The sequence below is a fragment of the Mucilaginibacter sp. FW306-07-L genome, from assembly GCF_058782065.1.
The window spans coordinates 461,263-479,448 of record NZ_JBYSXI010000003.1; the positions used below are offsets into that span (position 1 = coordinate 461,263).

Here is an 18,186-nt window from a genome sequence, read left to right on the forward strand (position 1 = left end):
CTGTTAAAAATATCTACAACCAATAAAACATTTTTAACCGAGCCTGCATTATGTGATTAATAAAATATGAAAAGACTCTTACTATTGATTATTAGTGCTTTAAGTACCTTATCGGTATATGCGCAGCAGCAATTTATATTGTCGGGCAAAATAACGGATGCCGATAATAAAATAATACCGTTTACCTCGGTTTACATACGCAATTCTACTTATGGTACTACCGCCAATGAGTATGGCCGTTATGGGCTCAAATTAAGCCCCGGCGAGTATAACGTGGTTTACCGTTTTGTAGGCTTTAAGGAAAAAATAGTTAAAGTAACCATTACCAACAAGGATATTGAAAACAACGTTCAACTACAGGACGAGATATTTCTGCTCAATCAAGTAAACATAACCGGTAAACGATCTGCTGATGCCGACCCGGGTATGGCCATTATGCGCGAGGTGGTAAAAAAACGCGAATATTATTTGAACGAGGTAAAAGGATATTCGTGCGCGGTATACATTAAGGGGGTACAAAAGCTGATAAGATCACCAAAGAATTTAATGAGCAAAGAGGTTACCCGCGCCCTTGATCTCGACTCGAACGGCAGAGGCATACTTTATCAGTCCGAATCATTATCCCAGTTTAATTATGAGCGGCCTCATAAGGTTCACGAGGTCACCATATCATCAAAAGTAGCGGGGCAAAATACCGCCTTTAGTTATAACAAGGCATCTGACCTTCAATTTAATCTGTACGAGAACATTTTTACCATAAACGGATTAAGCACCAGGGGTTTTGTTACCCCGGTGGCAGATAACGCGTTTGATTTTTACCGCTTCAGGCTAATCGGTACAACCGTATCCAACGGAGAAACTATTGATAAGATACAGATCATCCCGAAACGTAAATACAGCCAGGCTTTTCAGGGTAACATTTACATTGTACATGGCGACTGGCGCATTTATGGTGCCGACCTGATGCTGACCAGCAAAACCAACATGATCAACCTGATTGATACCTTGCAGATCAGCCAGCAGTTTGTGCCGGTTAAGGACGATATCTGGATGCCTGTATCGGCCCACTTTGATTTTGGCGGCAATGTGTTCGGTTTTCAGTTTTCGGGTTATTACGTAGCCGTTTATAATAACTACGGCTTAAACCCTAAGTTTGAGCCCGGATTTTTTAATGGTGAAATATTAAGGGTTGATACCGCGGCCAATACAAAAAGCGCCAGATACTGGGAGGCTGCCCGGCCAATACCGCTTACCTTTCAGGAAAAGCGGGACTATGTACGCAAGGACAGTGTGTTTCAGCTCACCCATTCTGCCGCTTATCTCGATTCGGCACAAAAGGCACATAACAAGTTCAATCCCGTATCGTGGACGATATTTCCATACATCGCCGCGGATTGGCGCACCAAGCGTTCGGTGCGGATAGAGCCCTTCCATAAAACTATTTTTTACAATACGGTTGAGGGCTGGGGTATTGATTTCAGGCCAACGTTTAGCAGGCAGTTTAATAACCTGAGCAATGTTACGGTACAGCCTGCATTGCATTATGGTTTTTCAAGCAAAATGCTCAGCGCGAATGTTCAGGCCAGTTACTTGTACGATCAGTTTAACAATGCCAAATTCTACACCAGCTTTGGTTCGGATGTACTCGATCTGAATAACGTAGGCACGCGCTCGCTTTTCTTCAACACCGTAAGCTCATTAATTTACGAGAATAACTATGTAAAATACTACCGCTCCAGGTTTGGCGAGGCGGGGTACCAGCGCGAATTAGCCGCCGGTATACTATGGAATGTAAGTTTAGGCTACTCCAACCGCAGGCAGTTGTACAATACCTCATACAACCATATTTTCAATTCAAAGAACAAGGAGTATACCTCCAACAACCCCTTGGCCCCGGTTACCGCACCTGCTGACGACAGGTCATTCCTTTTCCCTGACCATAACGCGCTAACCTTTAAAACATCGGTTGAGTTTACGTTTAACCCGAGGTATTTAAACCGGCCTGACGGAAAATACTATGTAAAATCAAAATTCCCTACGCTGATATTTAATTACCGTAAGGGCGTTAACAACCTTTTGGGTTCGGATGTCGACTATGATTTCGCGTCTCTTGATATTTCGCAGGATGAAATAGCCATGGGGCTTTACGGCCGTTCATCGTACAAAATTACCGCAAGTACATTCTTTAACCGTAATACCATTTATTTTATGGATTACAACCACTTTTTGGGTAACGTAGGTACCACGTTTGACCCAACTTATGTGGGTAGTTTTCACTTTTTGCCGTTCTATGAGTTTAGTACCGACAGGTCATTTCTGGAGGCACATTACTTCCACAACTTTTCGGGCGTGTTATTCAATAAGATCGGGTTTTTACGAAGCCTGAAACTCGAAGAGGTTGTAGGTGCCAATTATTTAAATGCCAACAATCGCCGCAATTATTATGAGTTATATGCGGGCATCAAAAAACTATTTTTCAGGGTGGATTATGGTATTTCCTTTGCCGGAAATAATAAATACGTGCAGGGCATCAGGCTTTATTACGGTATCAGGTAACATTTGGCCGGTGCTGCGCGTCTAACTATAAATTAAACTATACCAGCATGAAAAAATTAATACCTGCTTTAGCCATAGGCATCAGCATTGCATTGGCATCATGCCACGCAGGCAGCGAAACACATACCGAAACTTTGAGCACCTCCGGTAAAATTGTGTTAGATAACACAAAGACTAAAATAGTACACATGGAGCCTGACAGCTTTGTATCGTATGAGCTGGATGGCGATAAGATAGCGGTATCAACCATGAACAATTCCCCGATGGCTTATGAAGTTGACGGCGAAAAGGTATCGAAACTTACCGATGCGGATGATATTAAACTGTTCGATCTGGCTATTAAAGCCTTGGCTAAGCAGCAGGAAAGTAAAAAAGCCGAAGAGGCCAAATAGTTTCAAAACGGCAGCTTGTTCAGGTTATTTAAGTTTATCTTAAATTAATTATCTTTGCACCTCATTTAACACCGTTTGCAGCGGTATCGATGTATTTATGGCAAAGTATAACACACTACTGTACTATTGTTACACTACAATAGTTAACGCGGAGCAATTTGCTGCCGATCATCTTGAATTTTGTAAACAGCATAACTTAACCGGGCGCATTATTGTGGCCGAAGAAGGCTTGAATGGTACCGTATCAGGTACTGTGGAGTCTTGCCGTGCCTATATGGAAGCGGTTAAGGCTGATAGCCGTTTTGATTCGCTGGAGTTTAAAATTGATGATGTTGATGAGCCTTCGTTTGTGAAGATGCATGTTCGTTACAAGTCAGAGATTGTACACTCCGGCCTGCGCGATCCGCATATCATCAACCCGCAGCAACAAACCGGCAAACACCTGGAGCCGGTTGAGTTTATGGAGATGAAGGACCGGGACGATGTGGTAATACTGGATGTACGCTCAAACTATGAGCATTCTTTAGGCAAATTCAAGAATGCCGTTACGCTGGATATCGACAATTTCCGCGATTTCCCGGCCATGATCAATGAGTTGGCCCAATACAAGGATAAAAAGATACTCACCTACTGCACCGGCGGCATAAAATGCGAAAAGGCATCAGCCTTGTTACTGCACGAAGGTTTTACCGATGTATACCAGTTACATGGCGGTATTATTAAGTATGGTAAAGAAGCCGGCGGTAAAGATTTTGAAGGTAAATGCTATGTTTTCGATAACCGCCTGTCGGTTGATGTGAACAGCGTGAACCCGGAGGTTATCTCAAAATGCTACAACTGCGGTACTATTACTGATAAAATGATAAACTGCGCTAACCCCGAGTGCAACGAACACTTTACGCAATGCGATGCCTGCGGCACCAAAATGGATGGCTGTTGCAGCGACGCTTGTATGAGCCACCCGCGTAAACGTGTTTATGATGGTACCGGCTACTACGTAAAAGTACCGCAACCGGTAAACGTAAAAAAAACAAAGCTGCAACCAGCTACGGAAGTATAAAAAGAAGAAGCCTGCATTTACAGGCTTCTTCTTTTTATAATGTTTCCTGTCATTCCGAACGTTAGTGAGGAATCTGCACGTGGTCATTGCCGGGCGGCAGATTTCTCCTCGTACCTCGATCGAAATGACATTTTTTTTAAAGTATTTCCTAAGGCAAGGGTTCAGGTGGGGTGCTTTATACCTTCCTGTAGATCTCTTTCAAATTGCGGCCTAATTCCTGGTAATCCAATCCGTAGCCAATCACGTAATCGTTTTCTATTTCAAAGCCTACGTATTTAAGTTCTTCAATTTTTTGATCGATAGCCGCGGGTTTAAGCAGCAGCGAAACTACGGTTACAGTTTTGGGTTTGCGTACAGACAGTTTATCCAGCAGGTAATGCAGGGTGTTGCCGCTTTCAACAATATCTTCTATCAGTATCACATCCCGGCCTTCAATGTCAACGCTCAAATCAATATCCTCACGTATTTTTTTAGTGCTTGATAAGCCACCATAGTATGATGCCAGCTTGGTAAAAGTAACCTGGCAAGGTATGGTGATCTGTTTCATCAGGTCGGCAATAAAAATAAAGCTGCCGTTAAGCACACCTACAATAACCGGTGTGGTGTGTTTAAAATCAACATTAAGCTGCGCCCCTATCACCCTTACACGTTTTTCAATTTCATCGGCGGCTATAAAAGGCTCAAATTCCAGGTCGGCTATCTTAATATTCATATAGTTGATTATGTGGGTGTTTAAGCACTAACAGCAGTTGCTTTTAGTACTGATGTATTTACAGGACTAAAGTAGCATAAATCAAACAAAAAACACTACCATTTAAAATTGATGTATAAACACAGGTTAACTTAAAGGTAATTTTTGCCGGGAAAATGCTTGCGGCTCTTTGCGTTATTTAAAAGCTATCTTTGCGCCTTGAATATGGATTATCAGCTTCACACACTGCCCAATGGTATCAGGGTAATATTTAAGCACGCGCCGTTTGCTGTTACACATTGCTGCTTTCTGATCAACGCGGGCTCGCGCGATGAATCACTGGGTAAGGATGGGTTAGCCCATTTTATAGAACACCTGGTTTTTAAGGAAACAGAAAGGCGCAATACCTCGCAAATATTAAACCGCCTTGAACTGGTGGGTGCCGACCTGAACGCTTATACCACCAAGGAGTATACCTGCATACATGCCTCTTTTTTACAGGAGCACCTGGAACGTAGTATTGACCTGTTTGAGGATATCCTGTTTCATTCCACTTTTCCGCAGGAGGAGTTGGAGAAGGAGCGCGGTGTAATTCAGGATGAGATCGCCTCCTATCTCGATCAGCCCGAAGAAGCTATACAGGATGATTTTGAAGGCCTGCTTTTTAAAGGGCACGCGTTAGGTAACAACATTTTAGGAACAGCCGAATCTGTTGACGGATTAACGGCTGATGACATCCGGCAGTTTATCAAAGCCAATTACGCTACTGACGAAATGGTTTTCGGTGTATTTGGTAATTACGATTTTAAGAAAGTGATAAAGCTTGCCGAAAAGTATTTTGCACCGGTAACGGCTAACCTAAATAAAAAGCAAAGGCAAGCACCGGGTGGCAATATCTCAGCACATGTTGTAGAACATAAACCTATTACACAAACCCATTGTATTATTGGTACGCAGGCCTATCCATCGGTGCATCCGCATAAATACGGGCTGCTGCTGGCCAATAACCTGCTGGGGGGCATGGGCATGAGCAGCAGGCTTAACCTGGAGATACGCGAAAAGCATGGCATCGCTTATACTATCGAATCAAATTATACCTCGCTTACAGATACCGGCATCTTTTCCATCTACTTTGGTACCGATACCGAAAAGGCGGCTAAGGCTACCAAACTCATCCACCGTGAACTTAAAAAACTGAGTGATGCCAAACTTGGCACCTTGCAGTTTCATCAGGCAAAACAAAAATTCATCGGGCAGATAGCCCTTGCCGAGGAAAGCCGGATGAGCCTCATCATCAGCATGGCAAAAAGCCTGCTCGATTTTGGGCATGCCGATAGTTTAGACGAAGTGTTTGCCAAAGTAAACGCCGTAACTGCCGGCCAGGTGCTTGAAATATGCAACGAGGTGTTTGATAATAACCGGTTGATGACATTGGTATTTGAACCTAAATAAAATTTTTCACGTATTTTTGCAGCATGAAGTATCCTATCATCGCTTATGGCGATCCTGTTTTACGCAAAAAAGCTACCGCTATTGAGCCCGACGAATATCCCCATATAAAACAACTGGTTGATGATATGTTTGAAACCATGTACAGCGCACGCGGTGTGGGTTTGGCCGCGCCGCAGATAGGGCTTTCCATGCGTTTGTTTGTAATTGATGCTACGCCGTTTGATGATGAGGAACCGGAACTGGTAAATTTTAAAAAGGCATTTATCAACGCGCAGATATTAGAAGAAACCGGCGAAGAATGGGCCTTTAACGAGGGTTGTTTAAGCATCCCCGATATCAGGGAGGATGTGTACCGCAAACCAACCATCAAAATATCATACTATGACGAAAACTGGAAACACCACGAAGAAAGTTTTTCGGGCATGGCAGCACGCATCATTCAACACGAATACGACCATATAGAAGGCAAGCTGTTTACCGACAAGCTAAGCCCGCTGCGCAAACGCCTGATCGAAAAACGCCTGGGTGATATTTCAAAAGGTGCCATTAAGGTTGATTACAGAATGAAATTCCCTGCAGCTAAAAAAGGGAGATAGTTTTTGTAAGTTGTGAATGGTGAGCAGCGAGTTTATTATAAGTCTTTAAATTTGTATATTTGAGTATTGTAAATGAACCACATCAAAGATGAATTACAAAATATCATTCTCGGAGATGAACAAACTGGCCCAAACCGCCGGCTCAAAAAAGTCCAAACTTTCCTTAGAGGATATGAGGAAGCAAGCATCTCAAATAAAAAACAGCAGCGTTTCAAAAATGAAGAAACAGCATCACTCATAGATTTTGCTAAAAAAGAGAAGATATTCGTTGATTATCCTATCTCCGAAGATAACTTTATAAGTGAAGGAGCAGAATAGAAGGTATATAGATTTGATGATACTTACGTTATAAAAACCAACCAAAGCATTTTCTATGAAACCTGGCTTGACTATTTCAATAGTTTATTGATCCATAACTTCTTTTTCCAGGCTACATTGTATGATTTTATTGGTTTTCAGATCATAGATGGGAGCTTAAACGCTGTAGTTAAACAATGAACATACTGATCTAATATCTGTAAAGGAATTTTTAGGTTATAATGGATTTAAGCATAAACGTAACAATGATTATTTTAATGCTGAAACAAGTTTGATATTTGAAGACCTGCATGATGAAAATGTGCTATCCTTTAACGGGGTACTCTATTTTATTGATACCATTTTCTACCTTACCCCAGCATTTTACCAATAAAATTAAAATTTATTTATTTAGGCTACACTGCAAGCGTAAACACAGATACGAGCGAAGTACAATAATTTTTTAGTTACTTGTGCGGCTCTTATCACCGTCGGATATTTGTTTGATCAAACTACCCCAGGCCAGTGGGTTAAGCAGCGGGTTTGGCTGCAGCGAGTTTTGATTGAGTATGCGTGTATGCATTGCACCGGCATTGGCGGTTTGTATTTCGCGGCCATCGCGGGCAAGGGTGCTTTGCAATGCCATTAATGATGACCGGCTAACATTCTTCTTCGCCACTTCCAAATCGTCATCAGCTATCTTCATAGCCAAAAAATCTTTCCTGAATTCATCCGTAGTTGCCCAGGGAAATACCCTGAAGGTCGGCAGGTTAATAATTTGTGGCTTTAAAGGTACTTTGGTTGTAAAGCTCTTATTGGTATTTGCAGGTATCACTACAACTATAGGCGCATAACCTACCGAGGTAAAGCGAAGGCTATCCCCCTCGTGCGCTACAAAGGAGAAGTAACCTTTATAATTTGATGAACTGGCCGATTTACCGTTTGAAAGATTGGTTACGGTTACATAAGGTACGGCAATGCTTGTACTGTCTGAGTTAAAGGTAATGCCAGAAAACTGCACCAATGGCCTTTCCTGCTGCTGCGCTAAAGCGGCAGTGGTAAACATTAAAAATAATATCCCGATCAAATACTTCATCTGCACTTATTATTCTACCAGTTTGATGCCAAAAGGTTTAATTGATGTCAAAAATATTCTGTTTTTTTAAAAGCAGCTATGTTTTAACAATACTTAACACTTAACGCAGGTTTTCAGGCAGCACGGCGTTAGGGTCGTCAATATCAGTAAGGTTTACTGCTTCAACGCCGGTAATCTCAGGCACTGATTTTTTGATAGCCTGCTCAATCCCGGCCTTTAAAGTCATGATACTCATTGGGCATGATCCGCATGAGCCAAGTAGTTTAAGCCTTACTACATTTTCAGGAGTAATTTCCTCTATTGATACATTCCCGCCGTCAGCTTCCAGATACGGACGAATGGTATCTAAAGCTTTCTCAACCTGGTTAACTAAATCACTCATTTTTATTCTATTATTACTGTAAAGTTAATAATTATTTACAACATTCTTATCTACCACACCCCTTGCGTTGTAGATGGATACCTGTTGCGCTACCAGTTTAGCCATATCAGTAAACGCGTTGGCCATAACACTATTTTCCTGCAAAATAACAGGTACCCCCGCATCGCCCGATTCGCTGATGCTTTTTACCAGCGGTATTTCTCCTAAAAAGGGTACATCAAGCTGGTTAGCCAGTTTCTTGCCGCCGTCCTGTCCAAAAATATAGTACCTGTTGTCGGGCAATTCGGCTGGTGTAAAGTAAGCCATATTTTCAACCACACCTAAAATAGGTACGTTAATGGCATCCATCATAAACATGCCTATACCCTTTTTAGCATCAGCAAGGGCTACGTTTTGTGGTGTGGTAACAATAACGGCACCCGTTACCGGGAAGGTTTGCGTTATGGTGATATGTATATCGCCCGTACCGGGAGGCAGATCAACCACCAGGTAATCCAGCTCGCCCCAATCGGCATCATTAAACAACTGCTTTACCGCTGTTGATACCATTGGCCCGCGCCAGGGCACAGGTTGGTTGGGGTCGGTAAAAAAGCCGATAGATAATAATTTTAAGCCGAATTTTTCGATAGGCTCAATACGTGTTTTACCGTTTTGCTGGGTAGCATTTGGCCTTGCACCCTCTAAGCCGAACATAATAGGGAGTGACGGGCCATAAATATCGGCATCGATCAAACCTACCTTAGCGCCTGATTTGGCTAAGCCTAAAGCCAGGTTAACTGCCACGGTTGATTTACCTACCCCGCCTTTGCCTGATGCTACCGCGATGATGTTTTTAACACCTGGTACGCCGGTGTCCTTTTGTGAGGTTACGCGCGAGGTCATGTTAATGCTAACTTCTATCTCTTTACTGATAAAATGCCCTATAGCATTTCGGCAGGCATTTTCGATCAGGCCCTTTAAGGGGCAGGCCGGAGTGGTTAATATCACCGAAAAACTGAGGCGGTTGCCATCGATATGTATATCCTGAATCATGTTCAGGGTAACCAGGTCCTTTTTCAGGTCAGGCTCCTCAACATGGCTAAGGGCTTGTAAAACTTGTTCTTTTGTAATTGTCATTTATCTATCTTAATCGCAAAAATATGAAAACACCTTGTGTTTGGTTTTGTTACCGAAATAATTTACTGAACTTTAACGTTTAAAGCGGATAAGAATTAATTAGTTTTGGATAAAATTTACTGATGCGTCGCCTTAACCCGAGATATATCCGGATAGCCGGAATTGTACTTGCCTGTATACTGATTGTTATTGTAATAAGCGGCTTTGTAGCTTACTCAAAACGCGAAGCATTGCTTCAAAAAGTTATTTACAAAGCTAAAGCCAAAGCTAGGAACGATTATAATTTAGATGTAAAAATAGGTTCGGCACATTTTACCGGGCTTAGCGAGGTTGCTTTTGATGATGTTTCCATAGTACCTGATAACCGGGACAGCCTGCTTCGTATCAACAAACTTATTGTAGATGTTAAGTTGATGCCGCTGGTTTTTGGCAATGTAAAGCTGGCTAACGTAACCCTTCTGGATGGTTTTTTAAGCCTTACCAACAAAAAGGGTATTAAAAATTTCGATTTTCTTTTCCGTAAAAAAAAGCAGAACACTGAGAGTAAAGGCAAGGTTGACCTGGCTGACCTTTCATACAACCTCATTAACCAGGTGCTTTATAAGGTTCCTGAAAACCTCGACCTGAGAAACTTTAACATCTCTTACCAGGAAGATACTACCCGTGTAAGCCTGCTGGCAAAAACCGCTGTAATTGATGATGGCGACCTTAAATCAACCATCAACGTAAATAACGGCGAGTCTACCTGGCACCTGATGGGCAAGATGCATGCATCTGATAAGGACATCGATGTTAAACTGTATGCCGATGGTAAAAAGATACAACTGCCAATAATTGAGAAAAAGTTTAAAGCGAAACTGAATGCCGATACCATTACCACCCGCCTTACCAAGGTGGAGAAGGACGGTGATGAAACCCGGATCTATAGCTATTGGGGTGCGCACAACTTATTGGTAAACCATGCAGGGCTATCCACCCAGGATATCATAATACCCAATGGCGCTATTGAGGCGAATGTATTTATCGGACAGAATTACTTATCGTTAGATAGTACCTCAACCATCCATTTTAAAAAGATAACCGCTCACCCTTTTATAAAGTATACGCTTAACCCGGTTAAGATCTATGAGCTGAAGGTAAACACCGGCTGGCTAAACGCACAGGATGTTTTTGATTCGTTCCCGGTTGGGATGTTCGAGTCGCTGGATGGCATGAAGGTGTCGGGCAAGTTGAACTACGCGCTTAATTTTTATATGAACAAAAACCAGGTGGATAGCCTGAAATTTGATTCTCGGTTAGATAAGGAAGACTTTAAGATATTGAAATTTGGCAAAGCCGACCTGACCAAGCTGAACAAGCCCTTTGTGTATGTGCCTTATGAAAAAGGTAAGCCTATGGGGCCGCACCTTGTAGGGCCTGAAAATCCGGAATTTACCCCGCTGAGCCGCATACCGGCAGATATGCGTAACGCTATAATGACGGCCGAAGATCCATCATTTTACCGGCATAATGGTTTTGTGGAGCAATCTATCCGCAGCTCCATAGTTACTGATTTTAAGGAGAAGAAGTTTGTACGTGGCGGTAGCACCATATCAATGCAATTGGTTAAAAACGCCTTTTTGAGCCGTAACAAAACCCTGTCACGAAAAATAGAGGAGATACTGATTGTTTGGCTGATTGAGAACAACCGGCTGATAAGTAAGAACCGGATGCTTGAAGTATATTTTAATATTATTGAGTGGGGGCGCAACATTTACGGCATACACGAGGCTTCGCATTTTTACTTTGGCAAAAACCCGTCAGACCTTACTTTAGGCGAAAGTATTTACCTGGCCAGCATTGTCCCTAACCCTAAGGCCGGTTTATATGCCTTTAATCCTGATGGTACTCTGCGCCGCGGTTTGCATGGCTATTTTAACCTGATAGGCAGGCTTATGGCCAGCAAAGGTTTGGTAGCGCGTGATACCAATGCTTATGGCTTTTATAATGTAAGGTTGCGCGAAGGTTTGCGCCGTGCCGCCCCGGTTGATACCACTGCGGCTATTGACAGTACCATACTGGAGCAAAACCCGGATGCCATGCCTGTTGATGAGCCCGAAAAGAAATTAAATTTCTTCCAGCGGTTATTTGGCGGCGGCAAAAAGGACAGCACAGATAAAGACGATGAAAAGATAGACTCGGCAGAGGTACGCAAGCAGCGCGAAAAGGAAGAAAAGAAAGAGCGCAAAAGGCGCGAAAAACAGCGCCGTGATGAACTTAGGGAAAGAGGGCTTTTTTAAGTGCCTGTAAACAAATAAATTTGTAACACATTAACTGATAACCATTAAAAAATATTTTTTTACAGAAATAATAAAGCATTCATTTTCTAAAAAAGAAAAATGCCTATATTACAGCCGGATTGAGATGTAGGTATAAGTAATATTAAAAACAGAATCAGGCAAACTCAACTACTCACTTTACAAGAAAAATTTAATGAACATTTTCGTAGGAAGCCTTCCTTACCAATTACAGGAAGAAGATTTAAGGGCCCTTTTTGAACCATTTGGCGAAGTAAGCTCTGCAAAATTAATTATGGACAGAGAAACAGGCCGTAGCAAGGGCTTTGGTTTTGTTGAAATGCCTGAGGATGAAAGCGCACAAGCAGCTATTGACGCGCTTAACAAAAGCGAAGTTAAAGGCCGTTCAATAGCCGTTAGCCAGGCTGAAAACAAAAAACCAAGCAGCGGTGGCGGCGAACGCAGAGGCGGCGGCGGTGGTTTTAACCGTGGCGGCGGCGGCGGTGGCTACAACCGTGGCGGTGGCGGCGGCTATAGCCGTGGCGGCGATAGCGGCGGTGGTTACAATCGCGATAAAGGCGGCGATCGCTGGCAATAATATATAAAAAAGGCTTTGAGCATTTGCTCAAAGCCTTTTTTATGCTTTTTACAGTTTGTATTATTTAAGCGATAAAATGTATTTAACCATTTTATCAGCATCAGCTACCGCAAGTGTTGCGTGTGGCGACATTGGCACCTGGCCCCAGTTGCCTGAACCACCATCAATTACCTTTTTGGCAAGCATGGCATAGTTAGCAGGCGTTGCCGGATATTTTTTGGCTACATCAAGATAAGCCGGGCCTACCAGTTTGGTATCAACCTTATGGCATGCCAAACAATCAGATTTTGTTATTAAGGCTTTACCCGCAGCAATTTCAGCAGCGGTAGCTTTGCCTGCAGCCGGTTTTTTAGCCGCCTTTTTAGCTTTGCTTTGCGCGTGTACGTTATTTATAGCCGGAGTAGCAAGCAAAAGCGCCAGCATCATTCCCGGTATTACTAATAGTTTTTTCATTGGGTTATAATCAGCTTTGTTTTTTACAATTTAATAAACTCAATAATAAGGTTTTGATTGTTCTGTGACATTAAAATAATCTAATTTTTAAACATTCTAAATAGGGCATGGTGTTATCAGTACACTTATTATATTGTACATAAAAAAGGCGGTCATCGGCTATGATGATCGCCTTTTTAGTTGATGCACATACAGCTACACACTATAGACTATTTATGCCCCGATTAGTTTAATATATAACTGATTTATTATTGAGCTTCGGCTATTGATTTGATTTTCGCCAGTGATTCATCCCACGCGGTTAACATTGGTTCGTAATAGTCCTCACCCATGTCCGACGATATATCTAACACCGTACCTTTGTCGCTTTCGGTAAGCTTGTAGCTTTCAATAGCTCCGTTATATAATCTGGCCATTTCGCTTTCGGTATCCTCCTGGTTATTGGTTATAAAACCGTGGTAAGTAATGGTTAACTGTTTAGGATAATCATTTGCGGTAATTTTACCTACAATTCCATTACCATCCTTATCACCAAAAACAGCTTTGCTGCCAAGCTGCCAGTCAGTTTGCGCATAGCAGCCTTCCGAAAAACAACCTAACCACTCTTTGTTCAATTGGTTATCAAAAAGAGCAGTCCAAACATTTTTGGCAGGGGCGCTAATGATGATCTGCTTAACTATTTTTACAATCTTCATGGCTGTTTTTTTATTTATCAGGCGTATAACTTAGCATCCACTGTATGCCAAACTTGTCGGTAAATGAGCAATAATAGTCGCCCCAAAACATTTGCTCGGGTTGCATTTGCACTGTACCGCCTTCGGATAGTTTTTCAAAAATGCTATCAGTTTCTGCCTCGCTATCCGTACTGATAGAGATGTAAGTGTTATTGCCGGTAACCAATTTAAAGCCCATCGCTTCGGGCGCGTCGGTTCCCATCAGTATATTACTGCCTAATGGCAAGGCAATGTGCATAATCATATTTTTGGTATTCGCCGCCGGCGGGCTCTGAGCCTCTCCAGACATGTCGGCACATCCGCTACCGGGGTCAGACATATCGCCAAAGCGCATTACGGTGATAAACTCGCCGCCAAAAACTGATCTGTAAAAGTTAAATGCTTCTTCGGTAGTACCGTTAAAATTTAAATAAGGGTTTGCTGTTTTCATAGCAGTATGTTTAAATAGTGGTTAGTGTTCAAGTTTGCCTTTCAGGTTTTTAAGGCCGGTTTGCAGATCATTCCCTATCATTTTCTCAACATCAAAAAACAGGCACATAATGTTGAAAGGATAGGGCACATGTTCCTCAAAGCCCCAGGTTACTTTGGTTTCTGCCGGAGCAATGCTGTCGGTTATCATGTAGGCCGGTGCTACGGCTTCCATGGGTTTTATAAAGCGGATCTCGTAATCAATACGTTTACCTTCCTCAATCTTTTTAATTTCCTGCTCTCCCTTGCCCACGCTGTCGCGCTCGCTATCCCAGGCCGAAATAAAACCGGGCCGGCCATCGGTACCACGAAATTCCTTTTTCATGCCCGGATCCATGCTTGCCCATTTGCTGTAATCATTTTGGTTTTTGAGGTATTTGATATAATTGAATACCTCGGTTTTAGGTTTGTTAATCACGATAGACCGCTTGATGGAATAATCGCCATTGATAAATAGCGCGGTAATAAGTACAAGGGCAACAATAGCCACAACTACAAGCAAAATGATCTTTAAAATTCTCATGGGTTTGGTTTAATTAACTCTAAGTAATTGGTTATTATAAAAATAAGGCTTTATAATATCAATTAGATACGGAGTGATTTACCAAAAATACATGGAATTGTGATTGCCTTTGAGGGGTGAAAAGGGCAATATAAGGGGGTATGCGCGACATAAAAAAGGGCATCGTATTTAAACGATGCCCGAAGGTGAATTTTGGTTAGAAAGGCCACACCACCGCACTTTCTACAAAATATAGAACACCTTGTTCTTTGGAGCCTGATCCTCAGGCTTTGCTTCTTCTTTATAATATTGTTTCAGCATCTGCATAATATCACGTTCGATAGTGCGCGATATGGCTGTTGTTGGCGTATCAGTAGGTTTGTTCTCAAATGGATCCTGCAGGTGTATGGCCATCTTCTCAATTAAAAAGAAGGAACTGGCAATGGCGATTACCATAGGTACTTCAACCAACCCGAAAAACTCGATTAACCCAAATGGCAGCAACGCCACAAACAACACCAGCGAAAAGTGTATATAAACACTGTAGGTAGATGGGAACACCGTATTCTTGATACGCTCACAGCCGCCCATGTGGTTTGAAAAACGGGTTAAAGTGGCATCCATTTCTACCTGCTGAAACTGGTTGATCCAGCCAAGCTTGTAAGCGTTCCTCAAATCCGCGCCGTGTAACTCAAGTAAGGCAACAGCTTTGTTGCTATAATTTTTGATGTACTCGTAATCCTCATTGCACAACCACTTTTCAAGGCCGGGCATTGGGTCATGCCCGCGCAGTTGCCTGCTTAGTACATAACACCAGGCTATCTGGCGTTTAGCCATACGCTCACAAAAGGCTCGCCCTTCGGCGGTACCGTATTGCGTATCAACGTAGGTAAATAACTGGCGGGTAAGTGAGCGTGAATCATTAACGATGGCCCCCCACAGTGTTCGTGCCTCCCACCAGCGGTCATAAGCCTGGTTTGATTTAAAGGCCAGCAGCAATGATATAACCGTACCTAAAAGCGTAGGCACCGCGATTGGTATAGAGATGCGGGTAAAATGGAAATTTTTATACAGCAATGCTATCAGCACCGCATACAGGGTTACCATAATTACCTCGGCACGTATCTTACCAAATATATATTTAACAGGGATATTTTCTTTCAACAACATGGCTCAGCAATTATTAGTGAACAATTAAGCGTCGGCAAAAGCCGGTTCGCTTGTTGGGATAATTAATTTAGCGGCGACAGGTTGTGGTTTAAGTGTTAATAGCGGCAAGCCGCTTTTCTGTATCAGCACGGCCGGGTCAATACTTGCCTTGTTTATTTTGCCTGCAGGGCAGTGTTTACTATCAAGCACCTGGTTCACCTCGTTGTCTTCCAAAAAGTTTTTGAACATGCTTAATGTGCTGCCATACAAAAACTCCACTTTAATACTACCTATTTGCGGGTACTGCTGCTTTAACGCGGTACAGCCCTGATAAAATTCATCGCTTACCTGCTCATACTCCCGGCTTCTCCTTGATAACATCAACAAGTCGGTAACCGAGTCGGATAGCTTGAACATGTGTATAAAAATAAAGCTGAGCTTTTGCTCCTTCATTTCGCTACAAACAAGCGGTATGGCTTTTAAGGCCTCCATGTTAAAATCCGTCGCTATCAGTATGGTTTGCATAGGTGTAATGTTTAAAATTAAACCTTAATTAATTACCTATACAATTTTACAAAGAGGGTATTAGAGGGCGATAAGAAGGAAATTAGAATTTAGTTAGATAATTAAGGCATTAAACAGCCGGGCATTAATAAAAATGCCTGAAAGGAGTTCTATTTCTAATAAATACTGCTTTGGGATGGATTGTTATTAGAAAGGAATTAGAAGCCGATAGAATTAAAACGTAGTTAAGCGATGAGTTTTATGATAAGATAAGGTAAACCCATAGATACGGCAAGGGCATAAATTACATCAAGCCAAAAGAATGACCCCAAGGCGCCTAAATATATAAAACCTACAATTGGCGCAACAACAGCCTTTGAAAACCAGGAGCTTTCCTGCGATTTCATTACCGCGTACCATAAGGATGAAGCATCGCCGGTGCTTGGGAAGGCATGCATACCTATGGATATTGCCAGGTACATTAACAGGTAATCTAAAATATTGGCCGAATCGAATTTAAACTGTAGCGATGCCGATAACCCGAGTATCAGGCAGATCAGCGTATTAATAATAAAAGGCCCGACCGATATAAAAACGGTTTGATAGGTTTTTGGAGCGGCTTCGTGCAAAACATAGCCAACCGGGTTTTGCACCCTAAAGTAGCACACCTCAAATACCGGTATTTTAAACCAGCGGCAAAAAAGCTGGTGAGCAAGTTCGTGAACAATTACACCCGGAAAGGTTACTATGCTGATGACGATGCCTGGAATGAACATGTTAATTATCTGTATTGGGTTGAACCATTAATGATAGGGGTTAGCCTGTCTTTTATTGTATTGTCGCCTGTTTGGCTGGCATGCTTGTTTATTTTCTGCAGCCCGGCCAACGCTTCCTTTTTATGGCCTGTAAAATAATCGGTCATGGCTTTTGCCTCAATGGCATTATCATTTTCGGGGCTAAGTGCCATGGCCTCCTCTGCATACTGCTTCGCGCGGGTATCGTTTTTACGCTTTAACTCAATGCGCGCCTTTTGTGATATTACATAAACATCCTGATGGTTAACTTTTAGCATTTGATCGCAATAGGCCAGCGCCTTATCAAATTGCCTTAACTCCCGCTTGGTTGCGGATAGTAAACGCAGGGTTATCTGCGATTCCGGGTTTGCTTTTATGGCATCAAGCGCAAGCGAATCGGCAGCTTTATAATCTTTCAGCTCATAAAGGGCATTTGCTACAAGCGCCTTTAATTGAGTGCCAAGAGAATCATTATTATTAACCAGGTTCAATAATGCCGCTTTGTTTTTTGGTGTAGCGGCTACCCTGGCGCTAATGGTAGTGTCATTAACTATGTTCTCATTCAAAAAGGTTAAGGCTGTTTCTACCCTTGCAAGCAGATCCTTTTCATCATCAAAGTCTTTTTTCTCAATTTTTGTATATGCCGGGCCTGTTTCCTGAAGATCTAAATTGTAAATGGATGCTATTACCATATTCGCATTGGCAATTAAACCGTCGGGAGCATCGGCAAGTACTTTTTTCAGTTCGTTCTCAGCCGTAACGTAATTTTTCAGGTCGATGGCTTTTTCGGCCCGGCTAAGGTGTAGCGCGGTAGTTATATATTTTTGTGTACGAAATATACTCAGCACCATAATTAGCAGAATACCCGCCGCGAAATATTTAAGCCAGTTAGGTATCGGGAAATTAATTAATGAGGTACGGCACTCGGTACACAAATTTATGGGGTAGCCTGCTATAAACGGTTTGGCTTTGCATTGTACACAAAGCGTTGCATCTTCCTGTTCGGTTGTCTGCTGTTCAGGCGGGTTCGGGGTATTGTCAGTTAGAGGTTCCATAAAGCTTAGGGCCCC

Annotated in this window: 20 protein-coding genes and 1 pseudogene; 9 read left to right on the forward strand and 12 right to left on the reverse strand. The window is 42.4% G+C overall.

Translation table 11 applies throughout. The features are described 5' to 3' along the window. Positions 1-66 precede the first annotated feature (66 nt). The 3 genes from AC3WJC_RS17175 (at position 67) to trhO (ending at position 4,008) form a co-directional block, all read left to right on the forward strand. Positions 67-2,556: a DUF5686 and carboxypeptidase regulatory-like domain-containing protein gene (locus AC3WJC_RS17175; protein ID WP_492400343.1), complete on the forward strand. Its 2,490-nt coding sequence runs from the start codon at positions 67-69 to the stop codon at positions 2,554-2,556. 47 nt (positions 2,557-2,603) lie between these two features. Continuing rightward, a complete protein-coding gene (locus AC3WJC_RS17180; protein ID WP_492400344.1) occupies positions 2,604-2,948 on the forward strand; it encodes a hypothetical protein in 345 nt (114 codons plus the stop codon). Positions 2,949-3,045: 97 nt separating this feature from the next. Next, entirely contained in the window at positions 3,046-4,008 is a 963-nt protein-coding gene (gene trhO / locus AC3WJC_RS17185; RefSeq protein WP_492400345.1) for an oxygen-dependent tRNA uridine(34) hydroxylase TrhO, read from the forward strand. A gap of 175 nt (positions 4,009-4,183) precedes the next feature. On the opposite strand, the gene hpt is transcribed toward trhO, so the two are convergent. Then, complete coding sequence (gene hpt / locus AC3WJC_RS17190) at positions 4,184-4,720, reverse strand: hypoxanthine phosphoribosyltransferase (RefSeq protein ID WP_492400346.1); 537 nt, start codon at positions 4,718-4,720, stop codon at positions 4,184-4,186. Between the two features lie 204 nt (positions 4,721-4,924). Between hpt and AC3WJC_RS17195 the strand changes: the two genes are divergently transcribed. The 4 genes and pseudogenes from AC3WJC_RS17195 to AC3WJC_RS17210 form a co-directional block, all read left to right on the forward strand. Beyond that, positions 4,925-6,151 carry a M16 family metallopeptidase gene (locus AC3WJC_RS17195; protein WP_492400347.1) on the forward strand — a complete coding sequence of 409 codons (1,227 nt, stop codon included), beginning with the start codon at positions 4,925-4,927 and terminating at the stop codon, positions 6,149-6,151. Positions 6,152-6,174: 23 nt separating this feature from the next. Beyond that, on the forward strand, positions 6,175-6,747 hold the full coding sequence (gene def, locus AC3WJC_RS17200) for a peptide deformylase (RefSeq protein WP_492400348.1): 573 nt from the start codon (positions 6,175-6,177) through the stop codon (positions 6,745-6,747). A 72-nt stretch (positions 6,748-6,819) separates the two neighbouring features. Further along, positions 6,820-7,065: a hypothetical protein gene (locus AC3WJC_RS17205; RefSeq protein ID WP_492400349.1), complete on the forward strand. Its 246-nt coding sequence runs from the start codon at positions 6,820-6,822 to the stop codon at positions 7,063-7,065. A gap of 12 nt (positions 7,066-7,077) precedes the next feature. Beyond that, positions 7,078-7,438: pseudogene (locus tag AC3WJC_RS17210) on the forward strand (putative polyvalent protein kinase domain-containing protein); the annotation flags it as partial. A gap of 69 nt (positions 7,439-7,507) precedes the next feature. Here AC3WJC_RS17210 and AC3WJC_RS17215 read toward each other — a convergent pair. The 3 genes from AC3WJC_RS17215 to AC3WJC_RS17225 all read right to left on the reverse strand — a co-directional run bounded on the left by AC3WJC_RS17215 (position 7,508) and on the right by AC3WJC_RS17225 (position 9,638). Then, on the reverse strand, positions 7,508-8,140 hold the full coding sequence (locus AC3WJC_RS17215; RefSeq protein ID WP_492400350.1) for a peptidase associated/transthyretin-like domain-containing protein: 633 nt from the start codon (positions 8,138-8,140) through the stop codon (positions 7,508-7,510). A gap of 100 nt (positions 8,141-8,240) precedes the next feature. Beyond that, the gene (locus AC3WJC_RS17220) at positions 8,241-8,522 is read right to left on the reverse strand and encodes a NifU family protein (protein ID WP_492400351.1); all 282 of its coding nucleotides are present in this window, start codon (positions 8,520-8,522) and stop codon (positions 8,241-8,243) included. Positions 8,523-8,546: 24 nt separating this feature from the next. Beyond that, a complete protein-coding gene (locus AC3WJC_RS17225; RefSeq protein WP_492400352.1) occupies positions 8,547-9,638 on the reverse strand; it encodes an Mrp/NBP35 family ATP-binding protein in 1,092 nt (363 codons plus the stop codon). Positions 9,639-9,760: 122 nt separating this feature from the next. Here AC3WJC_RS17225 and AC3WJC_RS17230 point away from each other — a divergent pair, with 122 nt between their 5' ends. Further along, entirely contained in the window at positions 9,761-11,917 is a 2,157-nt protein-coding gene (locus AC3WJC_RS17230; RefSeq protein ID WP_492400353.1) for a transglycosylase domain-containing protein, read from the forward strand. A gap of 193 nt (positions 11,918-12,110) precedes the next feature. Then, entirely contained in the window at positions 12,111-12,512 is a 402-nt protein-coding gene (gene rbp, locus AC3WJC_RS17235; RefSeq protein WP_492400354.1) for an RNA-binding regulator, read from the forward strand. Between the two features lie 60 nt (positions 12,513-12,572). Here the strand turns inward: rbp and AC3WJC_RS17240 are convergent, their stop codons facing one another. The 8 genes from AC3WJC_RS17240 to AC3WJC_RS17275 all read right to left on the reverse strand — a co-directional run bounded on the left by AC3WJC_RS17240 (position 12,573) and on the right by AC3WJC_RS17275 (position 18,171). Then, positions 12,573-12,965, reverse strand: a complete 393-nt coding sequence (locus AC3WJC_RS17240; protein WP_492400355.1) for a c-type cytochrome — start codon at positions 12,963-12,965, stop codon at positions 12,573-12,575. A gap of 248 nt (positions 12,966-13,213) precedes the next feature. Beyond that, complete coding sequence (locus tag AC3WJC_RS17245) at positions 13,214-13,660, reverse strand: SRPBCC family protein (RefSeq protein ID WP_492400356.1); 447 nt, start codon at positions 13,658-13,660, stop codon at positions 13,214-13,216. Between the two features lie 10 nt (positions 13,661-13,670). Continuing rightward, positions 13,671-14,129 (reverse strand): VOC family protein, encoded by a 459-nt coding sequence (locus AC3WJC_RS17250; protein WP_492400357.1) that lies wholly within the window; start codon positions 14,127-14,129, stop codon positions 13,671-13,673. A 21-nt stretch (positions 14,130-14,150) separates the two neighbouring features. Next, positions 14,151-14,690, reverse strand: a complete 540-nt coding sequence (locus AC3WJC_RS17255) for an SRPBCC family protein (RefSeq protein WP_492400358.1) — start codon at positions 14,688-14,690, stop codon at positions 14,151-14,153. Positions 14,691-14,912: 222 nt separating this feature from the next. Next, positions 14,913-15,839 (reverse strand): bestrophin family protein, encoded by a 927-nt coding sequence (locus AC3WJC_RS17260; RefSeq protein ID WP_492400359.1) that lies wholly within the window; start codon positions 15,837-15,839, stop codon positions 14,913-14,915. A gap of 24 nt (positions 15,840-15,863) precedes the next feature. Continuing rightward, positions 15,864-16,343: a hypothetical protein gene (locus AC3WJC_RS17265; RefSeq protein ID WP_492400360.1), complete on the reverse strand. Its 480-nt coding sequence runs from the start codon at positions 16,341-16,343 to the stop codon at positions 15,864-15,866. Positions 16,344-16,567: 224 nt separating this feature from the next. Beyond that, complete coding sequence (locus AC3WJC_RS17270; protein WP_492400361.1) at positions 16,568-17,098, reverse strand: metalloprotease family protein; 531 nt, start codon at positions 17,096-17,098, stop codon at positions 16,568-16,570. A 5-nt stretch (positions 17,099-17,103) separates the two neighbouring features. Further along, positions 17,104-18,171, reverse strand: a complete 1,068-nt coding sequence (locus AC3WJC_RS17275; protein ID WP_492400362.1) for a tetratricopeptide repeat protein — start codon at positions 18,169-18,171, stop codon at positions 17,104-17,106. Between the last annotated feature and the right edge of the window lie 15 nt (positions 18,172-18,186).